The organism is Citrobacter sp. RHBSTW-00017, from assembly GCF_013797615.1.
GTDB classification, from domain to species: domain Bacteria; phylum Pseudomonadota; class Gammaproteobacteria; order Enterobacterales; family Enterobacteriaceae; genus Citrobacter; species Citrobacter braakii.
The window spans coordinates 1,404,995-1,429,706 of the sequence record NZ_CP056899.1; the positions used below are offsets into that span (position 1 = coordinate 1,404,995).

Here is a 24,712-nt window from a genome sequence, read left to right on the forward strand (position 1 = left end):
GCGCTTATCAGGCCTACGAAGCTACTTGCCCTCTTTTTTCTGCGGTGAAAACAGCAGGGAAGGGGAGTGCGACAGGTAATTTGACGACGTCTGAGACAGAAACGACGAAAGCGGCAATTCATCTTTACCTATTAGCTCTGCCGGCGTCACCGCCGGGTAATCCTGCGCCAGTTGCTGCGTTTCAAGCGCCCGTTTTTCTTTCTCCTGCAGATACCCCACCAGGCTAATCTGGTACTTACGGATATTTTCTACATAAGCGTAGGCTTCGTGGCCACGCGCATAACCATAGGTCAGCTTGTTGTAATACGGCTTTTGGCTGAGCAGTGGCAGACGCTGTTTTACGTCGGACCAGCTGTTCGGATTGCCTTTGGTTTTCACGGTCAGCGCCCGTGCATCCAGCATGTGCGCGTAACCCATGTTGTAGGCTGCGAGCGCAAACCAGATGCGTTCCCCTTCGGGGACGGTATCGGGCACTTTACTCATCATATCCTGCAAATACCGTGCGCCGCCGCTGATGCTTTGTTCGGCATCGGTGCGGTCAGTCAGTCCGAGACTTTGAGCGGTATTTTTGGTCAGCATCATCAACCCGCGTACGCCGGTCGGGGAAGTGGCCTGCGCGTCCCAGTGTGACTCCTGATAAGAGATTGCGGCGAGCAGTCGCCAGTCTATCTCCTGCGCATATTTCTCAAACAGCGGCTTAAGGTCCGGCAATACGCTGTCTACGGCGCGTAAAAAGGTGCGGGTATCAACATAGTCAAAATCATCGCCATGTCCGAGATACTTTTCTTCTAGTCGCGCCAGAGAGCCGTCTTCATTCATGGTGTTAAAAAAATCCAACAGGGCGGCAGACAGCGTGTTGTCATCGTCCAGGCGACTAAACCAGGTCACCGGCTGTTCGTCAGATACGTCCAGCGCTACGGCCAGTTCAGGATGTACGCGTTGGTATAAGCTGATGGCGACGGAATCGGCAATGGTGTAATCCAGCTTCCCGGCGATAACATCATCAAGCAGTTCAGTAGTGCCCTTTTTGTCATCCACCTTCCAGCTCAGATCGGGAAATTTATTCTCTTTAAGTAACTGGAGATCGTTAACCACCACGTGTCCCGGGGCGATGGTCAACTGATTTTCGTTCACAGTGGCAAGAGTGCGCGGGCGGTATTGCCCAACCCGATACACCAACTGTTGTGAAACCGAATAGTAGGTTGGGCCGGGCTGGTAATTTTTCACCCGCTCGCTGTTATATACCAGGCCTGCGGCTAACAGATCGGCATGGCCGTTATCCAGGTCGTCAAAGAGCTGGCTGATGTTCTGGCGCACGGTGACTTTTAACTTCACGCCCAGGTAGTTGGCGAACGCCTGAGTCAGTTCATAATCCAGGCCGAATTTCTTACCGTTGAGGGTCGCGTAAGTTAACGGCGAGTCGAGGGTACTGACGCGCAGTTCTCCCCGCGACTGAATGGCGGCGATACGATTTTCGGCTTTACCGAACCAGGGAATAGATGGCCAGAGGGCCGCTGCCAACAACAGCGTTAATATGCCGATGAACAGATAATTAATCTTTAATTTTTTCAATTAGTTAATTCTCTGAACCGTACGTTGTCTCTGCCTGCTGTGGTGATGATTAAGAAGTGAAGTCGTCATTAATGAGCGGCATTTTGCTTAAACTTGCGTCAGTTGGCAACTTATTCAGAAACCAGACCGCATTTGATGATAAGAGACGGTCGTGATTTTATTTCGACGCAAACGGTTTCGTCGGCGCGGTAGATTCTTTATAATGACGCCCGTTTCCCCCACTTGGGCACACCGAAAGCTTAGAAGACGAGAGACTTATGATGGAAATTCTGCGTGGTTCACCTGCACTGTCTGCATTCCGTATTAACAAACTGCTGGCACGTTTTCAGGCTGCCAACCTCCAGGTCCACAATATTTACGCCGAGTACGTCCATTTTGCCGATCTGAATGCACCGTTGAATGAGGATGAGCACGCCCAGCTTGTACGCCTGCTGAAATATGGTCCTGCTCTTCACAGCCATGCCCCTGAAGGCAAACTGCTGCTGGTTACGCCTCGCCCTGGCACCATCTCCCCGTGGTCTTCTAAAGCGACTGATATTGCCCACAACTGCGGCCTGCAACAGATTAGCCGTCTGGAACGTGGCATTGCCTGGTATGTAGAAGCCTCTACGCTGACCGCTGAGCAGTGGCAGATGGTTGCCGACGAACTGCACGACCGCATGATGGAAACGGTTTTCTCTGCGCTGAACGATGCCGAAAAACTGTTTGTCCATCACCAGCCTGCGCCGGTCTCCAGTGTTGATCTGCTGGGTGAGGGACGCCAGGCGCTGATCGACGCTAACCTGCGTCTGGGTCTGGCGCTGGCGGAAGACGAAATCGACTATCTGCAGGATGCGTTTACCAAACTGGGACGCAACCCGAACGACATTGAACTGTACATGTTTGCGCAGGCTAACTCCGAGCACTGCCGCCACAAAATTTTTAACGCCGACTGGGTTATCGACGGTAAACAGCAGCCCAAGTCGCTGTTCAAGATGATTAAAAACACTTTCGAAACCACGCCGGACCACGTGCTGTCTGCCTATAAAGACAACGCCGCGGTAATGGAAGGTTCTGAAGTGGGCCGCTACTTTGCCGACCACAAAACCGGCCGCTACGATTTCCATCAGGAGCCAGCCCACATCCTGATGAAGGTTGAAACCCACAACCACCCGACGGCTATCTCTCCGTGGCCGGGCGCGGCTACCGGCTCCGGCGGCGAAATCCGCGACGAGGGTGCAACCGGTCGCGGTGCAAAACCGAAAGCCGGGCTGGTGGGCTTCTCCGTTTCCAACCTGCGTATTCCTGGCTTTGAACAGCCGTGGGAAGAAGACTTTGGTAAGCCGGACCGTATTGTTACCGCGCTCGATATCATGACCGAAGGTCCGTTGGGCGGCGCGGCGTTTAACAACGAATTCGGTCGCCCGGCGCTGACCGGCTACTTCCGCACCTACGAAGAAAAGGTCAACAGCCACAACGGCGAAGAGCTACGCGGTTACCATAAACCGATCATGCTGGCGGGCGGGATCGGTAACATCCGTGCCGATCACGTGCAAAAAGGTGAGATCGTCGTTGGCGCCAAGCTGATCGTCCTCGGCGGCCCGGCGATGAACATCGGGCTTGGCGGCGGGGCGGCCTCCTCTATGGCTTCCGGCCAGTCTGATGCCGATCTTGATTTCGCTTCGGTACAGCGCGACAACCCGGAAATGGAGCGTCGTTGCCAGGAAGTTATCGACCGCTGCTGGCAGATGGGCGATGCGAACCCGATCCTGTTTATCCATGACGTTGGCGCAGGCGGTCTGTCTAACGCCATGCCGGAGTTGGTAAGCGATGGCGGTCGCGGCGGTAAGTTCCAGCTGCGCGATATCCTTAGCGACGAGCCGGGTATGAGCCCGCTGGAAATCTGGTGTAACGAATCCCAGGAGCGTTATGTGCTGGCGGTTGCCGCTGACCAGCTACCGCTGTTTGACGAACTGTGTAAGCGCGAGCGCGCGCCGTATGCGGTGATCGGTGAGGCCACTGAAGAACAGCATCTCACACTGAGCGACAGCCACTTCGATAACCAGCCGATCGACATGCCGCTTGATGTGCTGCTGGGTAAAACCCCGAAAATGACCCGCGATGTGCAGACGCTGAAAGCCAAAGGCGACGCCCTGAATCGTGGCGAAATCTCGATTGCAGATGCGGTTAACCGCGTGCTGCATCTGCCGACTGTCGCTGAGAAAACGTTCCTCGTGACGATCGGCGACCGTACCGTTACCGGCATGGTGGCGCGTGACCAGATGGTTGGTCCGTGGCAGATCCCGGTAGCCAACTGCGCGGTCACCACCGCAAGCCTGGATAGCTACTACGGTGAAGCGATGTCTATCGGTGAGCGTGCGCCAGTTGCGCTACTGGATTTCTCGGCCTCTGCGCGTCTGGCGGTAGGTGAAGCGCTGACTAACATTGCGGCAACGCAGATTGGCGATATCAAACGCATTAAACTGTCGGCTAACTGGATGGCGGCTGCGGGTCACCCCGGTGAAGATGCCGGGCTGTACGAAGCGGTAAAAGCCGTTGGGGAAGAATTATGTCCGGCGCTTGGCCTGACTATTCCGGTGGGCAAAGACTCTATGTCGATGAAAACCCGCTGGCAGGAAGGTAATGAGCAGCGTGAAATGACTTCGCCGCTGTCGCTGGTGATCACCGCCTTTGCCCGCGTGGAAGACGTGCGCCGCACGATAACCCCACAGCTCTCTACTGAAGACAACGCCCTGCTGCTGATTGACCTCGGTCTGGGTCACAACGCGCTGGGCGCGACGGCGCTGGCACAGGTTTATCGTCAACTGGGCGACAAGCCTGCCGACGTGCGTAACGTTGAGCAACTGAAAGGCTTCTACGACGCCATTCAGGCGCTGGTCGCGCAGCGTAAGCTGCTGGCCTACCATGACCGTTCCGACGGCGGACTGCTGGTTACGCTGGCGGAAATGGCCTTCACCGGTCACTGCGGTATTGACGCTGATATCCACTCGTTGGGTGACGATCGTCTGGCGGCGCTGTTTAATGAAGAGCTGGGCGCAGTGATCCAGGTTCGCGCTGCTGACCGTGAAGCGGTTGAGGTGTTGCTGGCACAACATGGCCTGGCAGATTGCGTGCACTATCTTGGCCAGGCGGTAACGGGTGACCGTTTCACCCTGAGCGCCAACGGTCAGCCGGTGTTCAGCGAAAGCCGCACCACGCTGCGCATGTGGTGGGCGGAAACCACCTGGCAGATGCAGCGTCTGCGCGACAACCCGGAGTGTGCCGATCAGGAACACGACGCGAAAACCAACGATGCCGATCCTGGCCTCAACGTTAAACTGTCGTTTGATATCAACGAAGATGTTGCCGCCCCGTACATCGCTACCGGCGCGCGTCCAAAAGTGGCCGTGCTGCGCGAGCAGGGCGTGAACTCCCACGTTGAAATGGCTGCTGCCTTCCACCGTGCGGGCTTTGACGCCATCGATGTGCATATGAGCGACCTGCTGGGCGGACGCATCGGTCTGGGTAACTTCCAGGCGCTGGTAGCCTGTGGCGGTTTCTCTTACGGCGATGTGCTCGGCGCAGGGGAAGGCTGGGCGAAGTCGATTCTGTTCAACAACCGCGTCCGTGATGAGTTCGAAACCTTCTTCCATCGCCCGCAAACGCTGGCGCTCGGGGTGTGTAACGGTTGCCAGATGATGTCTAACCTGCGTGAACTGATCCCGGGAAGCGAGCTGTGGCCACGCTTTGTGCGTAACCACTCCGATCGTTTTGAAGCCCGCTTCAGCCTGGTCGAAGTGACGCAAAGCCCGTCTTTACTGCTTGCCGATATGGTTGGTTCGATGATGCCGATTGCCGTTTCTCACGGTGAAGGCCGTGTGGAAGTGCGTGACGGCGCGCATCTGGCCGCGCTGGAGAGTAAGGGACTGGTGGCGCTGCGCTACGTTGATAACTTCGGTAAGGTGACCGAGACCTACCCGGCTAACCCGAACGGTTCGCCGAACGGAATTACTGCCGTTACTACTGAAAATGGTCGCGTCACCATTATGATGCCGCACCCGGAACGCGTATTCCGTACCGTGAGCAACTCCTGGCACCCGGAAAACTGGGGCGAGGACAGCCCGTGGATGCGTATCTTCCGCAACGCGCGTAAACAGCTCGGGTAATCAGCTCGATAACCTTTAAGCCCCTCTGTGTAAGGGGCTTTTTTTTGTCTGTCATTTTGTATGCCGCTATCCGACAATGCGTTTAAGTGTCGGGAAATCCCGACATAGGTGGGGTTACGTTGTCGCTAAAAAGAGACATTTAATTATATGATTTACAATGAATTTGTTTTTAAGTGCTGCAAGTGTTGCTGATTGGCGACAGTAAGGGTGAAAAATAGCCAAAATTATTTTTCATGTGAATAAGAACATTTTCTATATTTATCATTGTGTTAATAAAGTGTTTTGAATATTGGCACAGATGCTGCACAATATTGCCCAGTGGCTCATTCACCTTCTTATGTCAGCCCCTTCGGGACGTGCTACATAAACTTCGAATGACGCACAACAAGGTGCCTGCCGTCCAACATCTGATATTAGCATCGCTCATATCAACCTTCGGGCGAAACGTCGAGTTAGGCACCGCCTTATTCCACAACAAAGCCGGGTTAATCCCGGCTTTGTTGTATCTGACGTTCCCCTCAGTTAGCATCAACCTATTCCTGTCCATTGAGAGTAACGCCTTGAAGCGCTGGTCTGTTTTCCCCCGATCTTTACGTCAATTGGTTACGTTGGCATTTTTGCTTATCCTGCTGCCGTTGTTAGTTTTGGCCTGGCAGGCGTGGCAAAGTCTGAATGCCCTGAGCGCGCAGGCGGCGCTGACGAACCAAACCACGCTGATTGACGCCAGACGCAGTGAAGCGATGACCAATGCCGCGCTGGAGATGGAGCGTAGCTACCGGCAATACTGTGTGCTTGATGACCCAACGCTGGCTAAGGTTTACCAGAGCCAACGTAAACGCTACAGCGACATGCTGGATGCGCATGCGGGCGTGTTGCCGGATACCAAGCTTTATCAGGCACTGCGTCAGGACCTCAACGATCTCGCGCAGTTACAGTGCACCAACAGTGGTCCTGATAGCGTGGCGGCGGCGCGGCTGGACGCTTTCGCCAGTGCCAATACTGAAATGGTACAAGCGACGCGCACGGTCGTCTTTTCTCGTGGGCAGCAGCTACAGCAGGAAATCGCCGAACGTGGGCAGTTCTTTGGCTGGCAGGCGCTGGTGCTGTTTCTTGTCAGCCTGGCGATGGTGTTGCTGTTTACCCGCATGATAATCGGTCCGGTGAAGGGCATAGAAAAAATGATCAATCGTCTGGGGGAAGGGCGCTCGCTGGGCGATAGCGTATTATTTACGGGACCCCGGGAGCTGCGGTCCGTGGGCCAGCGCATTATCTGGCTGAGCGAACGTCTCTCCTGGCTAGAGTCACAACGACATCAGTTTTTACGCCACCTGTCCCATGAGCTAAAAACGCCTCTGGCGAGCATGCGCGAAGGTACCGAGCTGTTAGCCGATCAGGTCGTTGGGCCGTTAACGCCAGAGCAAAAAGAGGTGGTCGGTATTCTTGATGACAGTAGCCGCAACCTGCAAAAACTGATTGAGCAACTGCTCGATTACAACCGCAAGCTGGCGGATGACGAGGTTGAGCTTGAACGTGTGGAAATCGCGCCGCTAGTGGAAAGCGTTGTTTCTGCACATAGCCTGCCCGCTCGCGCCAAAATGATACATACTGATGTTGCGCTTGCGGTGAACGCCTGCCTGGCAGAACCGATGCTATTGATGAGCGTGCTGGACAATCTTTATTCCAATGCGGTGCACTATGGCGCTGAATCCGGTAACATTTGGATCCGCAGCAGTTTGCATGGCTCAATGGTATACATTGATGTAATGAATACCGGCACACCGATTCCAGAAGCAGAACAGACCATGATCTTCGAGCCTTTTTTCCAGGGTAGCCATCAGCGAAAAGGGGCGGTAAAAGGAAGCGGGTTGGGGCTGAGCATTGCCAGAGATTGCATCCGCCGTATGCGGGGCAAACTGTATCTGGTTGATGAGCATGCGCAAAACGTTTGTTTTCGCATAGAACTGCCGCTATCTGCAGCGAAAAATCACTAAAATAAACCTAAGTCTGGTGAGTATGCCATACGTTGTTGTCCGAATGCTTAAACGACATTTTTTCCGTCGCGTCATCCTCGCAAGCCTGCCGTGTCTGGCGCTGGTAGGCTGCGTCCCGAACGCGGTGAATCATATTATCGGCGACCCTTCGCAGGAGAAAATTCCGCCTCATCAACTGGCGGACTACCTTGCTACCGACTGTAGCGATATCTGGTCGCTGTCTGGTCAGCCCACAGAGACCAATCCGCTGTACTGGCTGCGGGCGATGGATTGCGCCAATCGCCTGATGCCGGTACAGGCGCGTAGTGAAGCCAGCACGATGATGCCTGATACCTGGCAGGGGGCTTTCAGGCGCGGGATCCTGCTTGATAACGCCAACATTACGCCGCCTGAAAGGCGGGAGACGGTTACGCGCCTCGACGCATTAAGCCCGCAAATTCCGCCACAGGTACGGCCGCTGTATCAGGTCTGGCGCAGCAGTCAGACGTTGCAGTTGCAACTGGCCGAAGAGCGTATGCGCTACAGCAAGCTTCAGCAGGCATCAGACAGCGATCTTGATACGTTACGTCAGCAGCAACAACACTTGCAGTCTCAGCTCGATCTCACGACCCGCAAGCTGGAGAATCTGACCGATATCGAACGCCAGCTTTCCACGCGCAAACCTGCCGGTAGTTACAACCCTGATGCGCCGCACGGGAACGATAAACTCACCCCACCTGATAACGAGGAAGGCGCAGCGTCGTCTGCCGATGAGGTCACGCCATGATAAGCCGTAAGCCCGCGCATCTGCTGCTGGTGGATGACGATCCCGGCCTGTTGAAATTACTTGGAATGCGCCTGACCAGCGAAGGCTACAGCGTCGTAACCGCAGAAAGCGGGCAGGAAGGGTTGCGGGTACTGAACCGTGAAAAAGTGGATCTGGTTATTAGCGATCTGCGCATGGATGAAATGGACGGCATGCAGCTGTTTACTGAAATCCAGAAAGTGCAGCCGGGAATGCCGGTTATTATCCTTACCGCTCACGGTTCCATCCCCGACGCCGTTGCGGCGACCCAGCAAGGGGTGTTCAGCTTTCTCACTAAGCCGGTGGATAAAGACGCGTTATACCATGCGATCGACGGGGCGTTGGAACAGTCTGCGCCTGCCGCTGATGACAGCTGGCGTGAGTCCATCGTCACCCGCAGCCCACTGATGCTGCGCCTGCTGGAACAGGCGCGCATGGTGGCGCAATCGGACGTAAGCGTATTGATCAACGGCCAAAGCGGAACTGGGAAAGAAGTTTTTGCCCAGGCCATTCACAACGCCAGCCCGCGCAGCCACAAGCCCTTTATTGCCATTAACTGCGGCGCATTGCCGGAACAACTGCTGGAGTCCGAACTGTTTGGTCATGCGCGCGGCGCCTTTACCGGCGCGGTGAGCAATCGTGAAGGGCTGTTTCAGGCCGCGGAAGGCGGAACGCTGTTTCTCGATGAGATTGGCGATATGCCCGCGCCGTTGCAGGTTAAATTGCTACGTGTATTGCAGGAGCGAAAAGTCAGGCCGCTGGGCAGTAACCGCGATATCGATATTGATGTGCGGATCGTTTCCGCGACCCACCGCGATTTACCCAAAGCGATGGCTCGGGGGGAATTTCGCGAAGATTTGTACTATCGCCTCAACGTGGTGAGCCTGAAGATCCCGGCGCTGGCCGAGCGTACGGAAGATATTCCGCTGCTGGCAAACCATCTGCTGCGCCAGTCTGCTGAACGACACAAACCGTTCGTGCGCGCCTTTTCGACCGATGCCATGAAACGACTAATGACCGCCAGTTGGCCTGGTAACGTGCGTCAGTTGGTTAACGTGATTGAGCAGTGCGTGGCGTTGACCTCTTCGCCGGTGATCAGCGACGCGCTGGTGGAGCAGGCGCTGGAAGGGGAGAATACCGCGCTGCCGACCTTTGTTGAAGCGCGTAACCAGTTTGAACTCAACTACCTGCGTAAGCTGTTGCAAATCACCAAGGGCAATGTGACCCATGCGGCGCGAATGGCGGGGCGCAACCGCACCGAATTCTACAAGTTGCTCTCTCGCCATGAGCTGGATGCAAACGATTTCAAAGAATAAATCTGCGGATTATGTTAGTTTTATTCGATCAAAAGACAGGCGACCTTTTCAAGGAATAGCATGAAAAAGATTGATGCGATTATTAAACCCTTCAAGCTGGACGACGTCCGCGAAGCGCTGGCTGAAGTCGGCATTACCGGTATGACTGTAACAGAAGTGAAAGGGTTTGGCCGTCAGAAAGGCCATACTGAGCTGTACCGTGGTGCGGAATATATGGTGGATTTTCTGCCGAAGGTAAAAATTGAAATTGTGGTCACCGACGACATCGTCGATACCTGCGTCGACACCATTATTCGTACTGCCCAGACCGGTAAAATCGGTGACGGTAAGATTTTTGTCTTCGACGTGGCACGCGTGATTCGTATTCGCACCGGTGAAGAAGACGACGCGGCAATCTAAGCCGCGCCGTGCTTGCCGGATGGCGGTGTAAACACCTTATCAGGCCTACAATATCCCGTAGGCCTGATAAGCGCAGCGCCATCAGGCATGAGTAATTACAAGACTTTATGCGGGCCGAAGCATTCGTAATGAATGTTCTCGTTTTTCACGCCCAGGCCGACCAGCTGCTTCGCGGCAAACTGCATAAAGCCAACCGGACCGCACAGATAAAACTGCATCGCCGGATCGCTGATTGCGCCTTCCAGTTTGTTCAAATCCATCAGACCAATACTATCAAACGCACCTTTCGCGCGATCGGCTTCGGTTGGCTCACGATACCAGGTGTGTGCGCTAAAGCGTGGCAGCGTTTTGCCCAGTTCATTCACTTCATCGGCAAAGGCATGTACATCGCCATTTTCTGCCGCGTGGAACCAGTTAACCTGCGCCGTATGATTCGCTTTTGCCAGCGTATCCAGCATCGCCAGCATCGGGGTTTGACCCACGCCTGCTGAAATCAGAGAGACTGGGGTATCGGTTGCGACGTCCATAAAGAAATCGCCCGCAGGTGCGGCTAAGTGAACGACGTCGCCCACATTCGCATGGGTGTGCAGCCAGGTGGAAACCTGACCACCGTCTTCACGCTTCACAGCAATACGGTAGCCTTTGCCATCGGGTTTACGGGTCAGTGAGTACTGACGAATTTCCTGATGCGGGAAACCTTCCGGCTTCAGCCAGACGCCCAGGTATTGCCCCGGATGATATTCAGCCACTGCGCCACCGTCGACAGGTTCAAATTCAAAGCTGGTGATAAGCGCACTGCGTGGGGTTTTTGCCACGATGCGGAAAGGACGGGTACCTTCCCAGCCGCCATTTTTATTGGCATTTTCGCTGTAGATCTGCGCTTCACGGTTGATGAAAACGTTCGCCAGCACGCCGTATGCTTTGCCCCATGCATCCAGAACTTCCTGGCCCGGGCTGAACATTTCGTCCAGCGTTGCCAGCAAATGGCCACCTACGATGTTGTACTGCTCCGGTTTAATCTGGAAGCTGGTATGCTTCTGCGCGATTTTCTCAACGGCAGGCAACAGCGCCGCCAGGTTCTCGATATTGCTGGCATACGCGGCAATAGCGTTAAACAGCGCTTCCCGCTGATCGCCATTACGCTGGTTACTCATGTTGAAGATTTCTTTCAGCTCTGGGTTATGCGTAAACATGCGATCGTAGAAATGGGCGGTCAGCTTCGGGCCTGTTTCAACCAGCAGGGGAATGGTGGCTTTCACTGTAGCGATGGTTTGTGCGTCAAGCATACGGTCTTCCTTTATCTGAAATTTTAATGATGTATGTCAAATACATCTTATAAAAAATACCCCTGCATTGTAAATGGTTCTTTGTCACTTTGCGTTGTAAAGGTTACATCGTGAAAAATATGCATCACAAACCTGAAAAGAAATCCGTTGAAATTCAGCAGACCTTTGTTCTCCAAAGCCTTGCGTGCCGTGAAGGTAATCGTTTGCGTAAAATCCTTTGTCAAGACCTGTTATCGAAGAATGATTCGGTTATACTGTTCGCCGTCGTCCAACGGGACTGCCTTTTTAGGCCGAAATTCTATTGTTAGCTGAGTCAGGAGATGCGGATGTTAAAGCGTGAAATGAACATTGCCGATTATGATGCCGAACTGTGGCAGGCTATGGAGCAGGAAAAAGTACGTCAGGAAGAGCACATCGAACTGATCGCCTCCGAAAACTACACCAGCCCGCGTGTTATGCAGGCGCAGGGTTCTCAGCTGACCAACAAATACGCTGAAGGTTATCCGGGCAAGCGCTACTACGGCGGTTGTGAGTACGTTGATATCGTTGAGCAATTGGCTATCGATCGTGCAAAAGAGCTGTTTGGCGCTGACTACGCTAACGTACAGCCGCACTCCGGCTCCCAGGCTAACTTCGCTGTTTACACCGCTCTGCTGCAACCGGGTGATACCGTTCTGGGTATGAACCTGGCGCAAGGCGGCCACCTGACTCACGGTTCCCCGGTTAACTTCTCTGGCAAGCTGTACAACATCATCCCTTACGGTATTGATGAGTCCGGTAAAATTGACTACGAAGATATGGCTAAGCAGGCCAAAGAGCACAAGCCGAAGATGATCATCGGCGGCTTCTCTGCTTACTCCGGCGTTGTTGACTGGGCAAAAATGCGTGAAATCGCCGACAGCATTGGCGCATACCTGTTCGTTGACATGGCGCACGTTGCGGGCCTGATCGCCGCAGGCGTTTACCCGAACCCGGTTCCACACGCACACGTAGTGACCACCACCACCCACAAAACCCTGGCAGGTCCGCGCGGCGGCCTGATCCTGGCGAAAGGCGGTGACGAAGAGCTGTACAAAAAGCTGAACTCCGCGGTGTTCCCAAGCGCGCAGGGCGGCCCGCTGATGCACGTGATCGCGGCGAAAGCCGTGGCGCTGAAAGAAGCGATGGAGCCTGAGTTTAAGGTTTACCAGCAGCAGGTTGCTAAAAACGCTAAAGCGATGGTAGAAGTGTTCCTGAACCGTGGCTACAAAGTGGTTTCTGGCGGTACTGAAAACCACCTGTTCCTGCTGGATCTGGTTGATAAAACCCTGACCGGTAAAGAAGCTGACGCCGCACTGGGCCGCGCTAACATCACTGTTAACAAAAACAGCGTGCCGAACGATCCGAAGAGCCCGTTTGTGACTTCCGGTATCCGTATCGGTTCTCCGGCTGTAACTCGCCGTGGCTTTAAAGAAGCGGAAGTGAAAGAGCTGGCTGGCTGGATGTGTGACGTTCTGGACAACATCAATGACGAAGCCGTTATCGAGCGCGTCAAAGGTAAAGTTCTGGATATCTGCGCACGCTTCCCGGTTTACGCGTAATTCTGCTTAACGCAAAACGAAAGGCCGCTGATGCGGCCTTTTTTAATGCTCATCCCGGTCAACGAATCGTCTGTAGTTGCTCCTCCACATACAGATAACCAATTCCCATCAGCTGTTGTGCGCGGCTCAGCTTGCCAAAGCCGATTTGGGTTGCTCTGGTGCGAGTCGCGTCACGATGATCAAAGGGGTTAAATCCCGTCTGCCTGATGATGATATTCAGCCACTCTTCCCCAAAGCCACAGCTGCGACCGTATAACAAAATATTATTTATATTTAAGGTATTCAGGAAGTTGTAGAGACTAAGTCCGATGGCGTTGGCCGAGTCTTCAACCCAGGCATGAAGGCGTAAATCCCCCTGTTGCCATTTTTCAATCAAGGCATCAATGGTTAGTGCTTCAGGATTATCAGCGAGATCGGGGCGCGTTTTTAACCACATTCTCGCCTGTTTTTTTAGCGCGCTGAGGGACGCTACGGTTTCCAGACAACCGTATCGACCACAATCGCAGGCTACGCCATCAGGGTTGATAATCGTGTGCCCGATTTGTCCGATGCCGTAGAGACTGCCGCGCCATACCTGGTCGTTGATAACAAATGAGGAGCCAATACCATAATCGACATTGATGACGCAAAAGTCCCGATACTGACCGTCGTTTTGCCATTTTTCCGCCAGCGCCAGCATCACACAATCGTTATCGACCATGACGCGCACGTTGAGTTTTTCTTCCAGCAGGTATTTCAATTCCACGGGCTGTTTCCAGGGCGCCTGTGGCATCGTCTGCGATACGCCCGTTCCCGCATCAACCTGTCCATGAACCGCCAACGCCAGATTGATTTTTCGATTAGGCCAATTTTTACGGTACTGATGCCAGCATTTCTCAATGGCCGCGAGTAATGCCTGGGGATGGGGGGCGTCAATCGCATGGTATTCAACGTCGCCTTTTGGACTCAGACAGGCGTTGCCAAGCTGGCACTCGATACTGGTTGGCGTGATGTTCATGCATAAGGTCCAGTCACCCTCCGGGGCGATAAGCCAGGCACCGCTGCTATGGCCGCGTGACAGATGGTCGTCCGGTACATTTACGACGCGTCCCTCTTCCTCCAGCTCCTGAAGAATATTGCTGACGGCAGGAATCGAGATTTGTGCCAGTCGGGCGAGGGTCGATTTGCTGGCTCGTTTCTTGCGATACAGGTACTCCAGCAGCACACCCTTGTTGTAATGGCGAATTTGCTGATTATTAATGCAGGCTTTCATACACTAAACCTTGTTAACTAAATTGCGTGATTATTGTGCGTAAAACCCGTAATTCTGTCCATTACACTGCTCTCATTATTTCACTCCAGTATGTCTTGTTAACTTTGAGGGCGTTATGAGTTCAGTAAACGTTTGGCAGGAGACGGTACATATTCCGACCTATGAAACGGGGGCGCAGGATGTACATCCCATGTTTCTGGAGAATCGGGTTTATCAGGGGTCTTCCGGGGCCGTATATCCCTACGGTGTGACGGATACGCTGAGCGAGGATAAAACGTTAAAGGCCTGGCAGGCGGTATGGCTGGAAAATGATTATATCAAAATCATGATCCTGCCCCAGCTCGGGGGCCGCGTGCATCGCGCATGGGATAAGGTGAGGCAGCGTGATTTCGTTTATCACAATGACGTTATCAAACCCGCGCTGGTGGGGCTGCTTGGTCCGTGGATCTCCGGGGGGATCGAGTTCAACTGGCCGCAGCACCATCGACCCACTACGTATATGCCGGTGGATTTTACGATTAGCGAAAATGACGATGGCTCAAAAACAGTGTGGGTTGGCGAGACGGAGCCGATGCATGGGCTGCAGGTGATGACCGGATTTACTCTGCGCCCGCAACGTGCAGCGCTGGAGATTGGCAGTCGCGTCTACAACAGCAATGCCACGCCGCGTCATTTCTTATGGTGGGCGAATCCGGCAGTGAAAGGTGGCGACGGGCATCAAAGCGTCTTTCCACCGGATGTCACCGCGGTGTTTGATCACGGCAAACGTGCGGTTTCAGCCTTCCCGATCGCCACCGGAACGTATTACAAGGTGGACTATTCGGCGGGTGTTGATATCTCTCGCTATAAAAATGTTCCGGTACCGACCTCCTACATGGCGGAAAAGTCAGAATACGATTTTGTCGGCGCCTGGTGCCATGATGAAAATGGCGGGCTTCTGCATGTTGCGGATCATCATATCGCGCCGGGGAAAAAACAGTGGAGCTGGGGGTATAGCGAATTTGGTCAGGCATGGGATAAAAATCTGACCGATGAGAATGGGCCTTATATCGAACTGATGACCGGTATTTTTGCCGATAACCAACCGGATTTTACCTGGCTTGACCCATTTGAAGAAAAGCGTTTTGAGCAATACTTCCTGCCTTACCACTCGCTGGGCATGGTACAGAACGCCTCGCGCGATGCGGTGATTAAACTACAGCGTGATGACGAGGGGATTGCCTGGGGGGTGTATGCCATTTCTCCTCTCTCCGCCCACCGTCTTACCCTTTGCGAAGAGGGGAACCCGCAGCCGCTGCTGGATGAAGTGATTGAGCTGATGCCATGCGCCGTTGTGCAGGGGGCGTTAACCGGGATTAATCCCGCTCGTCTGACGATAACGCTTTCCGATCGCCACGGCAGGAGCGTATTGCGTTATCAGGAACATCAGCCGCAGGAGATACCGCTGCCGGAAGTGGCGAAAGCCCCGCTAAGTGCGGATAAGATCGGCAGCGTGGATGAGGCGTGGTTTATCGGCCAGCATCTGGAGCAATATCACCACGCCAGCCGTTCACCTTTCGACTATTACCTTCGCGGCCTTGAACTGGATCCATTGGATTACCGCTGCAATCTGGCGCTGGCGATGCTGGAATATAATCGCGCCGACTACGTACGAGCGAGCGATTATGCCACTCAGGCGTTGGCGCGTGCGCATCGCCTGAACAAAAATCCGCAGTGCGGGCAGGCAAGCCTGATCCGCGCCAGCGCCAGAGAACGGCTACAGCAATGGCACGATGCGCAGGAGGATTTTTGGCGCGCAGTGTGGAGTGGTAACAGCAAAGCGGGCGGATATTATGGGCTTGCCAGGCTGGCTACGCGAAATGAGCGTTACGATGATGCCCTGAATTTTTGTCGGCAGAGTCTGCTGGCGTGTCAGACCAACCAGGATGTGCTGTCTCTCGAAACATTATTACTGCACCTCACCGGTCGTCATGGCGAGGCACTGCAACTGACCGAAAACCTGCTGCGCGACTATCCGCTGAATCCCACTTTCTGGTGGGTGAAAGCGACGATCTCTGCAGCCGAATCGGACATGGCCCGCTGGGTGGGCGTCTGCCAGTCGCGGGATATTAACGCCTTGCAGACCGCCGGATTATTGCTGGACTGGGGAATGACTGAGCGGGCGAAAGCCGTCCTGACCGCGCTTAACTGCCAGAAAACGCTACCGCTCTATTTGCAAGCCAGTTTGAGCGAGGGGAATGAGCGCCTTGCGCTGATAAACCGCGCGCGCGAGGTGTTTCCTGACTTTGTGCGTTTTCCCAATCTGCTGCCGGAAGTGGCGGCGCTGGAAAATGTCACAGAGTGCTATTTTGCTCAGCACCTGCTCGCCTGCTTTCACTACAGCCGGCGTAACTATGAGAAAGCGACTCACCTGTGGCAGCGCTGTGTTGAGATGGCCCCTGATTTTGCTGATGCCTGGCGAGGGCTGGCGATTCATGCGTGGAATAAACTGTCTGATGCCAGTCTGGCGACGGCGTATCTGGATAAAGCGTGTGAGCAACAACCGCAAGACGCTCGTCTTTTGTTTGAGCGCGATCTGCTGGATAAGCTCACTGCCGCAGAGCCAGGCAAACGCCTTGCCCGGCTGGAGGCAAATCTCGCTACGGCACTGAAACGCGACGATTTAACGGCGGAGCTGCTGCATCTTTGGCATCTCGCCGGGAAAACGGATCACGCGGCCGGGATCCTTTCTTCGCGTAAGTTTCATCCCTGGGAAGGTGGCGAAGGAAAAATAACCAGTCAGTTTATTATCAATCACCTTTTGCGAGCCTGGCAGCATATTCAGCACCAGCGTCCGCAGCAGGCTGAAGCGTTGCTGACTGCCGCGCTGCACTACCCGGATAACCTCAGCGAAGGACGGTTGCCGGGTCAGACCGATAACGATATCTGGTTCTGGCTGGGGATTTGCGCCCGGCAGCAGGGTATGGAAGAACGTGCTGTCGAGTGTTTCCAGAAAGCGGCGCGGGGCGATCGGACGATCAACATTCATAGCTACTACAACGATCAGCCGGTGGATTACCTCTTCTGGCAAGGTATTGCCTTGCGGATGACGGGTGAAAATGCGGCCAGCCACCAGCTTTTCAACGATATGCTGCAATGGTCGCAACACATGGAGGCTGAGCAGGTGGAGGCCGATTTCTTCGCGGTATCCCAACCCGATCTCCTCTCGTTATATGCCGATATCCAAAAGCAGCATCAGGAGAAATGTTTGCTTGTGCGCTCCCTGGCGACGGCAGGACTGGGCGGCGGAGCAAGCTACGAGCAGGCGCTATCTGAGCTGGAAGCGCTCAATCCCGCCTGGGCGAAAGCTGCGCTGTTTCGACAGACAATGCCCTTCGTGCTGCACCTCATTAACTAAAGAACGTTTACTGTAATCTTTGAGCGGCCTGACCCGCCGCTTTCTTCGGGATGTTTAGAATATGTGAAATCGCCCGGCGGACGCTTATGTTCCGCCGAAGCTAAACAACAATAAATGCCTGACCCTACAGGAGGCACGTATGTCTAAAAATAAGGTAGTCTCATTTTTTTCATATTTACTGTTAACGTTGTTGAGTATTTCATTCCCCGGCTTTAGCGCAGAGAAAGAGATTACCGTCGGTGCAATCTACCTTGATACTCAGGGGTATTACGCTGGCGTACGTCAGGGCGTTCAGGATGCGGCACTAGAGAATCAGGCAAAAATTCAGCTCATTGAAACCAATGCTCAGGGCGATATTTCCAAAGAGAGTTCGTTTATCGATACGCTGGTCGCGCGCAACGTGGACGCCATTATTCTCTCTGCCGTTTCAGAAAACGGCAGCAGCCGCGCGGTTCGCCGGGCCAGTGAAGCCGGTATTCCGGTGATTTGCTACAACACCTGTATCAATGATAAAGGCGTGGACAAGTATGTCTCTGCCTACCTGGTTGGCGATCCGGTTGAATTTGGTAAAAAGCTGGGGGAGGCCGCGGCTGATTATTTTATTGCACAAAAAATCAGTGCCCCAAAAATTGCGATAATTAACTGTGAAGCGTTCGAGGTCTGTGTGCAGCGGCGTAAAGGCTTTGAAGAGGCGCTAAAAGCACGCGTTCCGGATATGCAGATTGTCGCGAATCAGGAAGGAACTGTTCTCGATAAAGCCATCTCTGTGGGCGAAAAGCTGATTATCTCCTCATCCAGTCTGGACGCCATTATGGGGGAGTCCGGCGGGGCGACGCTGGGTGCGGTTAAAGCGGTCCGCAATCAAGGGAAAGCGGGCAAAATTGCCGTGTTCGGCTCGGATATGACAACGGAAATCGCTCAGGAATTGCAAAGCTATCAGGTGCTGAAAGCCGTTGTCGACATTTCGGGTAAGAAAATGGGCAATGCCGTTTTCGCACAAACCATGAATGTGATTAATAAAACCCCACAGGCAAACAAAATCATCCCTGTGGACATCGATACCTACGTTAAATCTGAAGATGGTAAGCAGTGGCTGACTACGCATGTCGACGGTCTGCCTTGATGACTCTTGTCCGTTAACTGAGGTAGAGATGTGATGACAGCAAGTGAAAAAACGTCGACACCGGTCGCGAAGATAGTCGCAGGAAATAAGCGTTATCCCGGCGTCGTGGCGCTGGATAACGTGAATTTTATGCTCTCAAAAGGTGAGGTTCGGGCGCTATTGGGGAAAAATGGCGCGGGAAAGTCCACGCTCATTCGTATGCTGACCGGCAGTGAAAGTCCTGATAGCGGCGAAATTTGGTTGGGTGGAACCCGCCTTGAGGGCAGCGATGCCACGCTGACGCGACGCGCAGCGGAGTTGGGGGTCAGAGCCGTATACCAGGAGCTGAGTCTGGTTGAGGGATTGACGGTTGCTGAAAATCTCTGTCTTGGTCAATGGCCGCGTCGTAATGGCATGATTAATCAGACTATGATGGCTCGCCAGGCGACAGAGGCACTGGCGGCTCTCGGTGTTGATGTTCCACCCGATGCTTTAGTCGGGACGTTGAGTCCGGCACAAAAGCAACTGGTGGAGATTGCCCGTGTAATGAAAGGCCAGCCGCAGGTGGTTATTCTCGATGAACCGACCAGCTCGCTGGCTAATGCGGAAGTTGAGTTGGTGATCAACGCGGTAAAACGGATGTCAGCGCTGGGCGTCGCCGTGATTTATGTCAGTCATCGCATGGAGGAGATCCGCCGTATCGCCTCTTGCGCAACGATCATGCGCGATGGTCAGGTCGCCGGGGATGTTACGCTGGAGAGCACGACCACTCAGGAAATCGTATCGTTGATGCTGGGCAGGGAACATATCGATCTCCCGCGGGTTAAACCCGGCATCTCGCTAACGACTCCGGTTCTGCAGGTTGCGCAATTATGCCATCCGCCAAAGCTACATAATATTAGCTTTACGCTGCACCGGGGCGAAGTCCTGGGGATTGCAGGTCTGCTGGGATCGGGCCGTAGCGAATTACTCAAGGCAATCATTGGATTAGAGTCATTTTCCCGCGGAGAAATCACGCTGAACGGCGTGAATATTTCGCAGCCTGATTATGCCGCAATGCTCAAAAGCGGCGTGGGCTATACCCCGGAAAACCGTAAAGAAGCGGGGATCATTCCGCTACTGGGTGTGGATGAAAACACGGTAATGACCAACCGACACAAGGTGAGTCAGCGTGGCGTGTTGAACTGGCAGCGGATCCAGGCGCTGACGGCGGCGGTGATGAGCAGGATGACGGTAAAAGCGGCAAATACGCAGACCGCAATCGGGACGTTATCGGGCGGCAATCAGCAAAAGGTGGTCATTGGACGCTGGGTATATGCCGAAAGCGAAATTTTGCTCCTTGATGAGCCGACGCGCGGCGTCGATATCGAAGCCAAACAGCAGATATATCGTATCGTGCGTGAGCTGGCCGCAGAAGGAAAAAGTGTCATCTTCATTTCCAGCGAAATAGAAGAACTGCCTTTAGTTTGCGATCGTATTTTGCTGCTGCAAAACGGCGAATTTACCCGCGAGCTTTTAGCCCCTGTAAATGTCGATGAATTAATGTCGGCCATTCTATCCACGCACTAGCCATTACGTTTATTGAGGAAATAACAGATGTCTGCCTCATCATTAACGCTGCCGCAAGGCAAAAGTACCGCGCCAAAGCAATTTATTAGCAATCATATTAATGAAATTGGTTTGCTGGTGGTTATTGCTATTTTATATCTGGTATTTTCATTGAACGCGCCAGGATTTATTTCGTTAAATAACCAAATGAACGTCCTCCGGGATGCCGCGACGATTGGGATTGCCGCATGGGCAATGACGCTCATTATTATTTCCGGTGAGATAGACGTGAGTGTTGGGCCGATGGTGGCGTTTATCTCCGTCTGTCTGGCCTTCCTGTTACAGTTTCAGGTGCCGCTTAGCCTTGCCTGCCTGATGGTGTTAATTCTGGGCGCCGCGCTGGGCACGCTTGCTGGCGTATTGCGTGGCGTATTTAGCGTTCCAAGCTTCGTGGCCACATTAGGTTTGTGGAGCGCCTTACGCGGTATGGGACTGTTTATGACCAACGCGCTTCCGGTACCGATTGATGAAAATGAGGTGCTGGAATGGCTCGGTGGGCAGCTTTTTGGCATCCCGGTGTCGGCGCTCATTATGCTGATTCTGTTCGTCATCTTTGTCTTTATCAGCCGCAAGACTGCGTTTGGTCGCTCCGTTTTTGCCACCGGCGGGAATGCGACCGCCGCGCAGCTTTGCGGGATTAACGTTAAGCGGGTGCGTATTTTGATTTTTACGCTCTCCGGTTTGCTGGCTGCCATTACCGGGATTCTGTTGGCCGCCAGGCTTGGCTCAGGTAATGCGGGGGCGGCAAATGGACTGGAGTTTGACGTCATTGCGGCGGTTGTGGTCGGAGGCACCGCGCTGTCCGGCGGTCGCGGTTCACTGTTTGGCACTTTATTAGGCGTACTGGTGATTACCCTTATTGGTAATGGACTGGTGCTGCTGGGAATTAACTCTTTCTTCCAGCAGGTTGTTCGCGGACTAATTATTGTGGTGGCAGTGCTGGCGAATATATTGCTGACCCAACGTAACAGTAAACTTAAACATTAATATTTATTAATTTATGCAGAGGGAATGATGAAAACAATGCTGGCTGCTTTTTTACCGGGAAATTCCACCGTTGAACTCAGAGAGGTTCCTGTGCCAACGCCGGGTATCAATCAGGTTCTCATTAAAATGAAATCATCAGGAATTTGCGGGAGCGATGTTCATTATATTTATCATCAGCATCGGGGGACTGCTGCTGCGCCGGATAAGCCATTGTATCAGGGGTTTGTTAACGGTCATGAACCTTGTGGACAAATTATTGAAACCGGGGCTGGCTGTCGACACTTCAAAGCGGGTGACCGGGTGCTGGTTTACCATATTTCCGGCTGCGGATTCTGTTCCAACTGCCGACGGGGTTTTCCGATCTCCTGTACCGGGGAGGGCAAAGCCGCCTACGGCTGGCAGCGCGACGGGGGTCATGCTGAATATTTATTAGCGGAAGAGAAAGACCTGATTCATCTCCCGGATGCCCTGAGCTATGAAGACGGGGCGTTTATTAGCTGCGGCGTTGGGACAGCCTACGAAGGTATTCTGCGTGGTGAAGTGTCCGGCAGTGACAACGTTCTGGTTGTCGGCCTCGGGCCTGTCGGCATGATGGCCATGATGCTGGCGAAGGGGCGTGGGGCGAAGCGCGTTATTGGCGTCGATATGCTGCCAGATCGCCTGGCGACGGCAAAACAGCTGGGCGTGATGGACAACGGATTCCTGGCCACGACGGAGAATCTACCGGCGCTGATTGCCGAACTGACGCACGGCGGCGCGGACGTGGCGCTGGATTGTTCCGGTAATGCAGCGGGTCGTCTGCTGGCATTGCAGTCGACAGCGGACTGGGGGCGAGTTGTCTATATCGGTGAAACCGGGAAAGTTGAATTTGAAGTGAGTGCCGACCTGATGCATCACCAGCGGCGTATTATTGGCTCCTGGGTAACCAGCCTGTTCCATATGGAGAAATGCGCCCGCGATCTGACCGACTGGAAGCTTTGGCCGCATAGTGCGATTACGCATCGTTTTTCTCTTGAACAGGCAGGGGAAGCCTATGCGCTGATGGCGAGCGGGAAGTGCGGCAAAGTGGTTATTAACTTTCCGGATTAAGGGGGCCAGATGACGCTTTATACGCTGGAAAATAGCAATCTGCGGCTTCAGGTTGCGGAGCAGGGCGGGGCGATTGAGGGACTGTGGTGGCAACATCAGGGGGAAATGAGCCCCGTGCTGCGCCCAGGCCTGAAAAGCGGAATTGCGGTGGAATCGTCTTGTTTCCCCCTCGTGCCGTTCGGTAACCGGGTGAGCGGAAATCGGTTTCGCTCACCGGCGGGAGAGCATCAGCTGCAACCTAACGTTGAGTGGGACCGCCATTACCTTCACGGCGATGGCTGGCTGAATCGCTGGCGCTGTGTGGCACACTCTCCGACGCAGCTCAGACTGGAGTATATCCATCGGCAGGGAGTCTATCTTTATACGGCGCAGCAGGTTTTTACCCTGAGCGCCAGCGGGGTTGAGGTTGAACTGATCGTCACCAATGAGGGGGATTCGCTCCCGTTTGGCCTGGGCTGGCATCCCTATTTCCCGCTGTCGCCGGGAACCCGTATACAGGCGCATGCCAACGGCTACTGGCTTGAGAAAGAACACTGGCTAACCGGCGCGCACCAGGAGAGCTTGCCGCAAGAGCTGGATTTCAATCAGCCCGCTCCGCTGCCTGAACATTGGGTGAATAATGGTTTCTCCGGCTGGGATGGGGCTGCGGCAATCCAGCAACCCGATTTGGGGTATCAGCTTTTGATGACTACCGAGCCACCTGCGCCCTGCTATTTTGTTTTTGTTTCCGATCCGGCATTTGATAAGGGATATGCATTCGATTTTTTCTGTTTTGAACCCATGAGCCATGCGCCTGACGATCACCATCGCCCGGATTTTGGTCAGTTAACCCTGTTGGCATGCGGCGAAAGCATGCGGCAAAAGATGACTCTGAATATTCAGTCTTATTAAACTCCCTGCCCGGAAACGGGCAGGAATAACGTCAACTTCGGCGGCTTCTATACTTATTCCGGCGTTGTTGACTGGGCAAAAATGCGCTTATCAGGCTGCTATCACAACGACTTCAGCGCTACGCCTTCATCGCACAGCGCTTCCTCGCTTACTACTCGTCCTGAATGAATTAACTTACGCAGTGCGCGCACTTCGCGTCCGTTGTTGAGCGCTACTGCGCCAATTAGCTTCCCATCACGCAGGTGGAACCAGATAGCCTTGCCGTCATCCGGATTGCCACGACATAGCCATGTTTGCCCTTGCATATCGCCAACAAATTGCAGATTGTCATTAAATTGGTCGGTCCAGAACCAGCCAGGCGTCTTCTCCGGCAACGGCAGATTGAGCATTGCGGCAGCGGCAATCTGTGCCTGGTTATTGGCATTTTCCCAGCTTTCTACTCGTTCTAACGAACCGTCGGGCTGGCGCGTTATCGCCACATCACCGGCGGCAAAAATCGCGGGATCGGAGGTGATGCAGGCGGAGTCAACGATAATACCGTTAGCCGTCTCCAGCCCCGCTTCGCGAGCCAGCGCATCATTCGCCACGATACCGATGCCATAAACCAGCGCATCGGCCTGTAGCGTCTCGCCGTTTTGCAGGGTAAGCGAGAGAAACTCTCCCGCTTCAGCGTGCTCAATGGCGCTGTTGAGCAGCACCCGCACCCCTGCCTGTCGGTGGCGGTTTAGCAGATAGTCGCGCACCGGAGCAGGGGCGTTGCGACCCATTACCGTTGAGGCCAGCTCCACTAACGTCACCCTACAGCCGCGTTGGATCGCGCTGGCCGCTAATTCCAGGCCAATGGTGCCCGCACCGACAATCACAATCGCCTTGCCCGGCAGCAAGGCACCGCGCAGACGCTCGGCATCTGTGGCGTGACGCAGGGTAAAGCAACGTTCGCCCAGTTTATCCAGTAGCGGCAGCGGTCTGGCGGCGGCCCCGGTAGCCAACAGCAACTGCGACCAGCGGTAGGACTGACCATCGGCGAGCATCAGCGTGCGAGAGGTGCGGTCAATCTGACGCAGCGTGACGCCAAGATGCAGCTGTACGTTGTTCTCTCGCCACCAGTCAGCGTTCAGGATCGGCTGTCGCTGTGGATTTTCGTCCAGCAGCATCGCTTTGGAGAGCGGAGGGCGTTCATAGGGCAGATACGGCTCATCAGAAAACAGATGCAATTCGCCGTTAAATCCTTGCTGACGCAGTGCGACGGCGGCCATTGCCGCAGCCTGACCACCGCCGACGATAGCGATAATTTTATGGCTCATAACGCCTCC

Annotated in this window: 16 protein-coding genes; 12 read left to right on the top strand and 4 right to left on the bottom strand. The window is 54.2% G+C overall.

Features of this window, described 5'->3' with window-relative positions; translation table 11 throughout:
• Nucleotides 1–21 precede the first annotated feature (21 nt).
• On the bottom strand, nt 22–1,572 hold the full coding sequence (gene mltF, locus HV037_RS06835) for a membrane-bound lytic murein transglycosylase MltF (protein WP_047416469.1): 1,551 nt from the start codon (nt 1,570–1,572) through the stop codon (nt 22–24).
• Nucleotides 1,573–1,829: 257 nt separating this feature from the next.
• Here mltF and purL point away from each other — a divergent pair, with 257 nt between their 5' ends.
• From purL to glnB, 5 genes are all read left to right on the top strand, one after another.
• Nucleotides 1,830–5,717: a phosphoribosylformylglycinamidine synthase gene (gene purL, locus HV037_RS06840; protein WP_016157164.1), complete on the top strand. Its 3,888-nt coding sequence runs from the start codon at nt 1,830–1,832 to the stop codon at nt 5,715–5,717.
• A gap of 560 nt (nt 5,718–6,277) precedes the next feature.
• Nucleotides 6,278–7,708 carry a two component system sensor histidine kinase QseE/GlrK gene (qseE, locus tag HV037_RS06845; RefSeq protein WP_049282310.1) on the top strand — a complete coding sequence of 477 codons (1,431 nt, stop codon included), beginning with the start codon at nt 6,278–6,280 and terminating at the stop codon, nt 7,706–7,708.
• A gap of 22 nt (nt 7,709–7,730) precedes the next feature.
• Nucleotides 7,731–8,474 carry a two-component system QseEF-associated lipoprotein QseG gene (gene qseG, locus HV037_RS06850; RefSeq protein ID WP_016157162.1) on the top strand — a complete coding sequence of 248 codons (744 nt, stop codon included), beginning with the start codon at nt 7,731–7,733 and terminating at the stop codon, nt 8,472–8,474.
• Entirely contained in the window at nt 8,474–9,808 is a 1,335-nt protein-coding gene (gene glrR / locus HV037_RS06855; protein WP_304412487.1) for a two-component system response regulator GlrR, read from the top strand. Before qseG ends, glrR begins: the two co-directional genes overlap by 1 nt.
• A gap of 60 nt (nt 9,809–9,868) precedes the next feature.
• Nucleotides 9,869–10,207 carry a nitrogen regulatory protein P-II gene (gene glnB, locus HV037_RS06860; protein WP_002914032.1) on the top strand — a complete coding sequence of 113 codons (339 nt, stop codon included), beginning with the start codon at nt 9,869–9,871 and terminating at the stop codon, nt 10,205–10,207.
• 95 nt (nt 10,208–10,302) lie between these two features.
• On the opposite strand, the gene hmpA is transcribed toward glnB, so the two are convergent.
• Entirely contained in the window at nt 10,303–11,493 is a 1,191-nt protein-coding gene (gene hmpA, locus HV037_RS06865; RefSeq protein ID WP_016157161.1) for an NO-inducible flavohemoprotein, read from the bottom strand.
• 326 nt (nt 11,494–11,819) lie between these two features.
• On the opposite strand from hmpA, the gene glyA reads away from it, so the two are divergent.
• Nucleotides 11,820–13,073: a serine hydroxymethyltransferase gene (gene glyA, locus HV037_RS06870; protein WP_016157160.1), complete on the top strand. Its 1,254-nt coding sequence runs from the start codon at nt 11,820–11,822 to the stop codon at nt 13,071–13,073.
• A gap of 58 nt (nt 13,074–13,131) precedes the next feature.
• Here the strand turns inward: glyA and HV037_RS06875 are convergent, their stop codons facing one another.
• Complete coding sequence (locus tag HV037_RS06875; protein WP_103284119.1) at nt 13,132–14,325, bottom strand: ROK family transcriptional regulator; 1,194 nt, start codon at nt 14,323–14,325, stop codon at nt 13,132–13,134.
• A 115-nt stretch (nt 14,326–14,440) separates the two neighbouring features.
• On the opposite strand from HV037_RS06875, the gene HV037_RS06880 reads away from it, so the two are divergent.
• The 6 genes from HV037_RS06880 to HV037_RS06905 all read left to right on the top strand — a co-directional run bounded on the left by HV037_RS06880 (nt 14,441) and on the right by HV037_RS06905 (nt 23,399).
• A complete protein-coding gene (locus HV037_RS06880) occupies nt 14,441–17,722 on the top strand; it encodes a DUF5107 domain-containing protein (protein WP_016157158.1) in 3,282 nt (1,093 codons plus the stop codon).
• A 139-nt stretch (nt 17,723–17,861) separates the two neighbouring features.
• Nucleotides 17,862–18,845 carry a substrate-binding domain-containing protein gene (locus HV037_RS06885; RefSeq protein ID WP_016157157.1) on the top strand — a complete coding sequence of 328 codons (984 nt, stop codon included), beginning with the start codon at nt 17,862–17,864 and terminating at the stop codon, nt 18,843–18,845.
• A gap of 30 nt (nt 18,846–18,875) precedes the next feature.
• Nucleotides 18,876–20,393 carry a sugar ABC transporter ATP-binding protein gene (locus HV037_RS06890; RefSeq protein WP_088583052.1) on the top strand — a complete coding sequence of 506 codons (1,518 nt, stop codon included), beginning with the start codon at nt 18,876–18,878 and terminating at the stop codon, nt 20,391–20,393.
• A 27-nt stretch (nt 20,394–20,420) separates the two neighbouring features.
• Nucleotides 20,421–21,419 (top strand): ABC transporter permease, encoded by a 999-nt coding sequence (locus tag HV037_RS06895; RefSeq protein WP_016157155.1) that lies wholly within the window; start codon nt 20,421–20,423, stop codon nt 21,417–21,419.
• A gap of 27 nt (nt 21,420–21,446) precedes the next feature.
• On the top strand, nt 21,447–22,508 hold the full coding sequence (locus tag HV037_RS06900; protein ID WP_016157154.1) for a zinc-binding dehydrogenase: 1,062 nt from the start codon (nt 21,447–21,449) through the stop codon (nt 22,506–22,508).
• Nucleotides 22,509–22,517: 9 nt separating this feature from the next.
• The gene (locus HV037_RS06905; RefSeq protein ID WP_016157153.1) at nt 22,518–23,399 is read left to right on the top strand and encodes an aldose 1-epimerase; all 882 of its coding nucleotides are present in this window, start codon (nt 22,518–22,520) and stop codon (nt 23,397–23,399) included.
• A 101-nt stretch (nt 23,400–23,500) separates the two neighbouring features.
• Here the strand turns inward: HV037_RS06905 and hcaD are convergent, their stop codons facing one another.
• Nucleotides 23,501–24,703 (bottom strand): phenylpropionate dioxygenase ferredoxin reductase subunit, encoded by a 1,203-nt coding sequence (gene hcaD / locus HV037_RS06910; RefSeq protein WP_016157152.1) that lies wholly within the window; start codon nt 24,701–24,703, stop codon nt 23,501–23,503.
• Nucleotides 24,704–24,712: the final 9 nt, after the last annotated feature.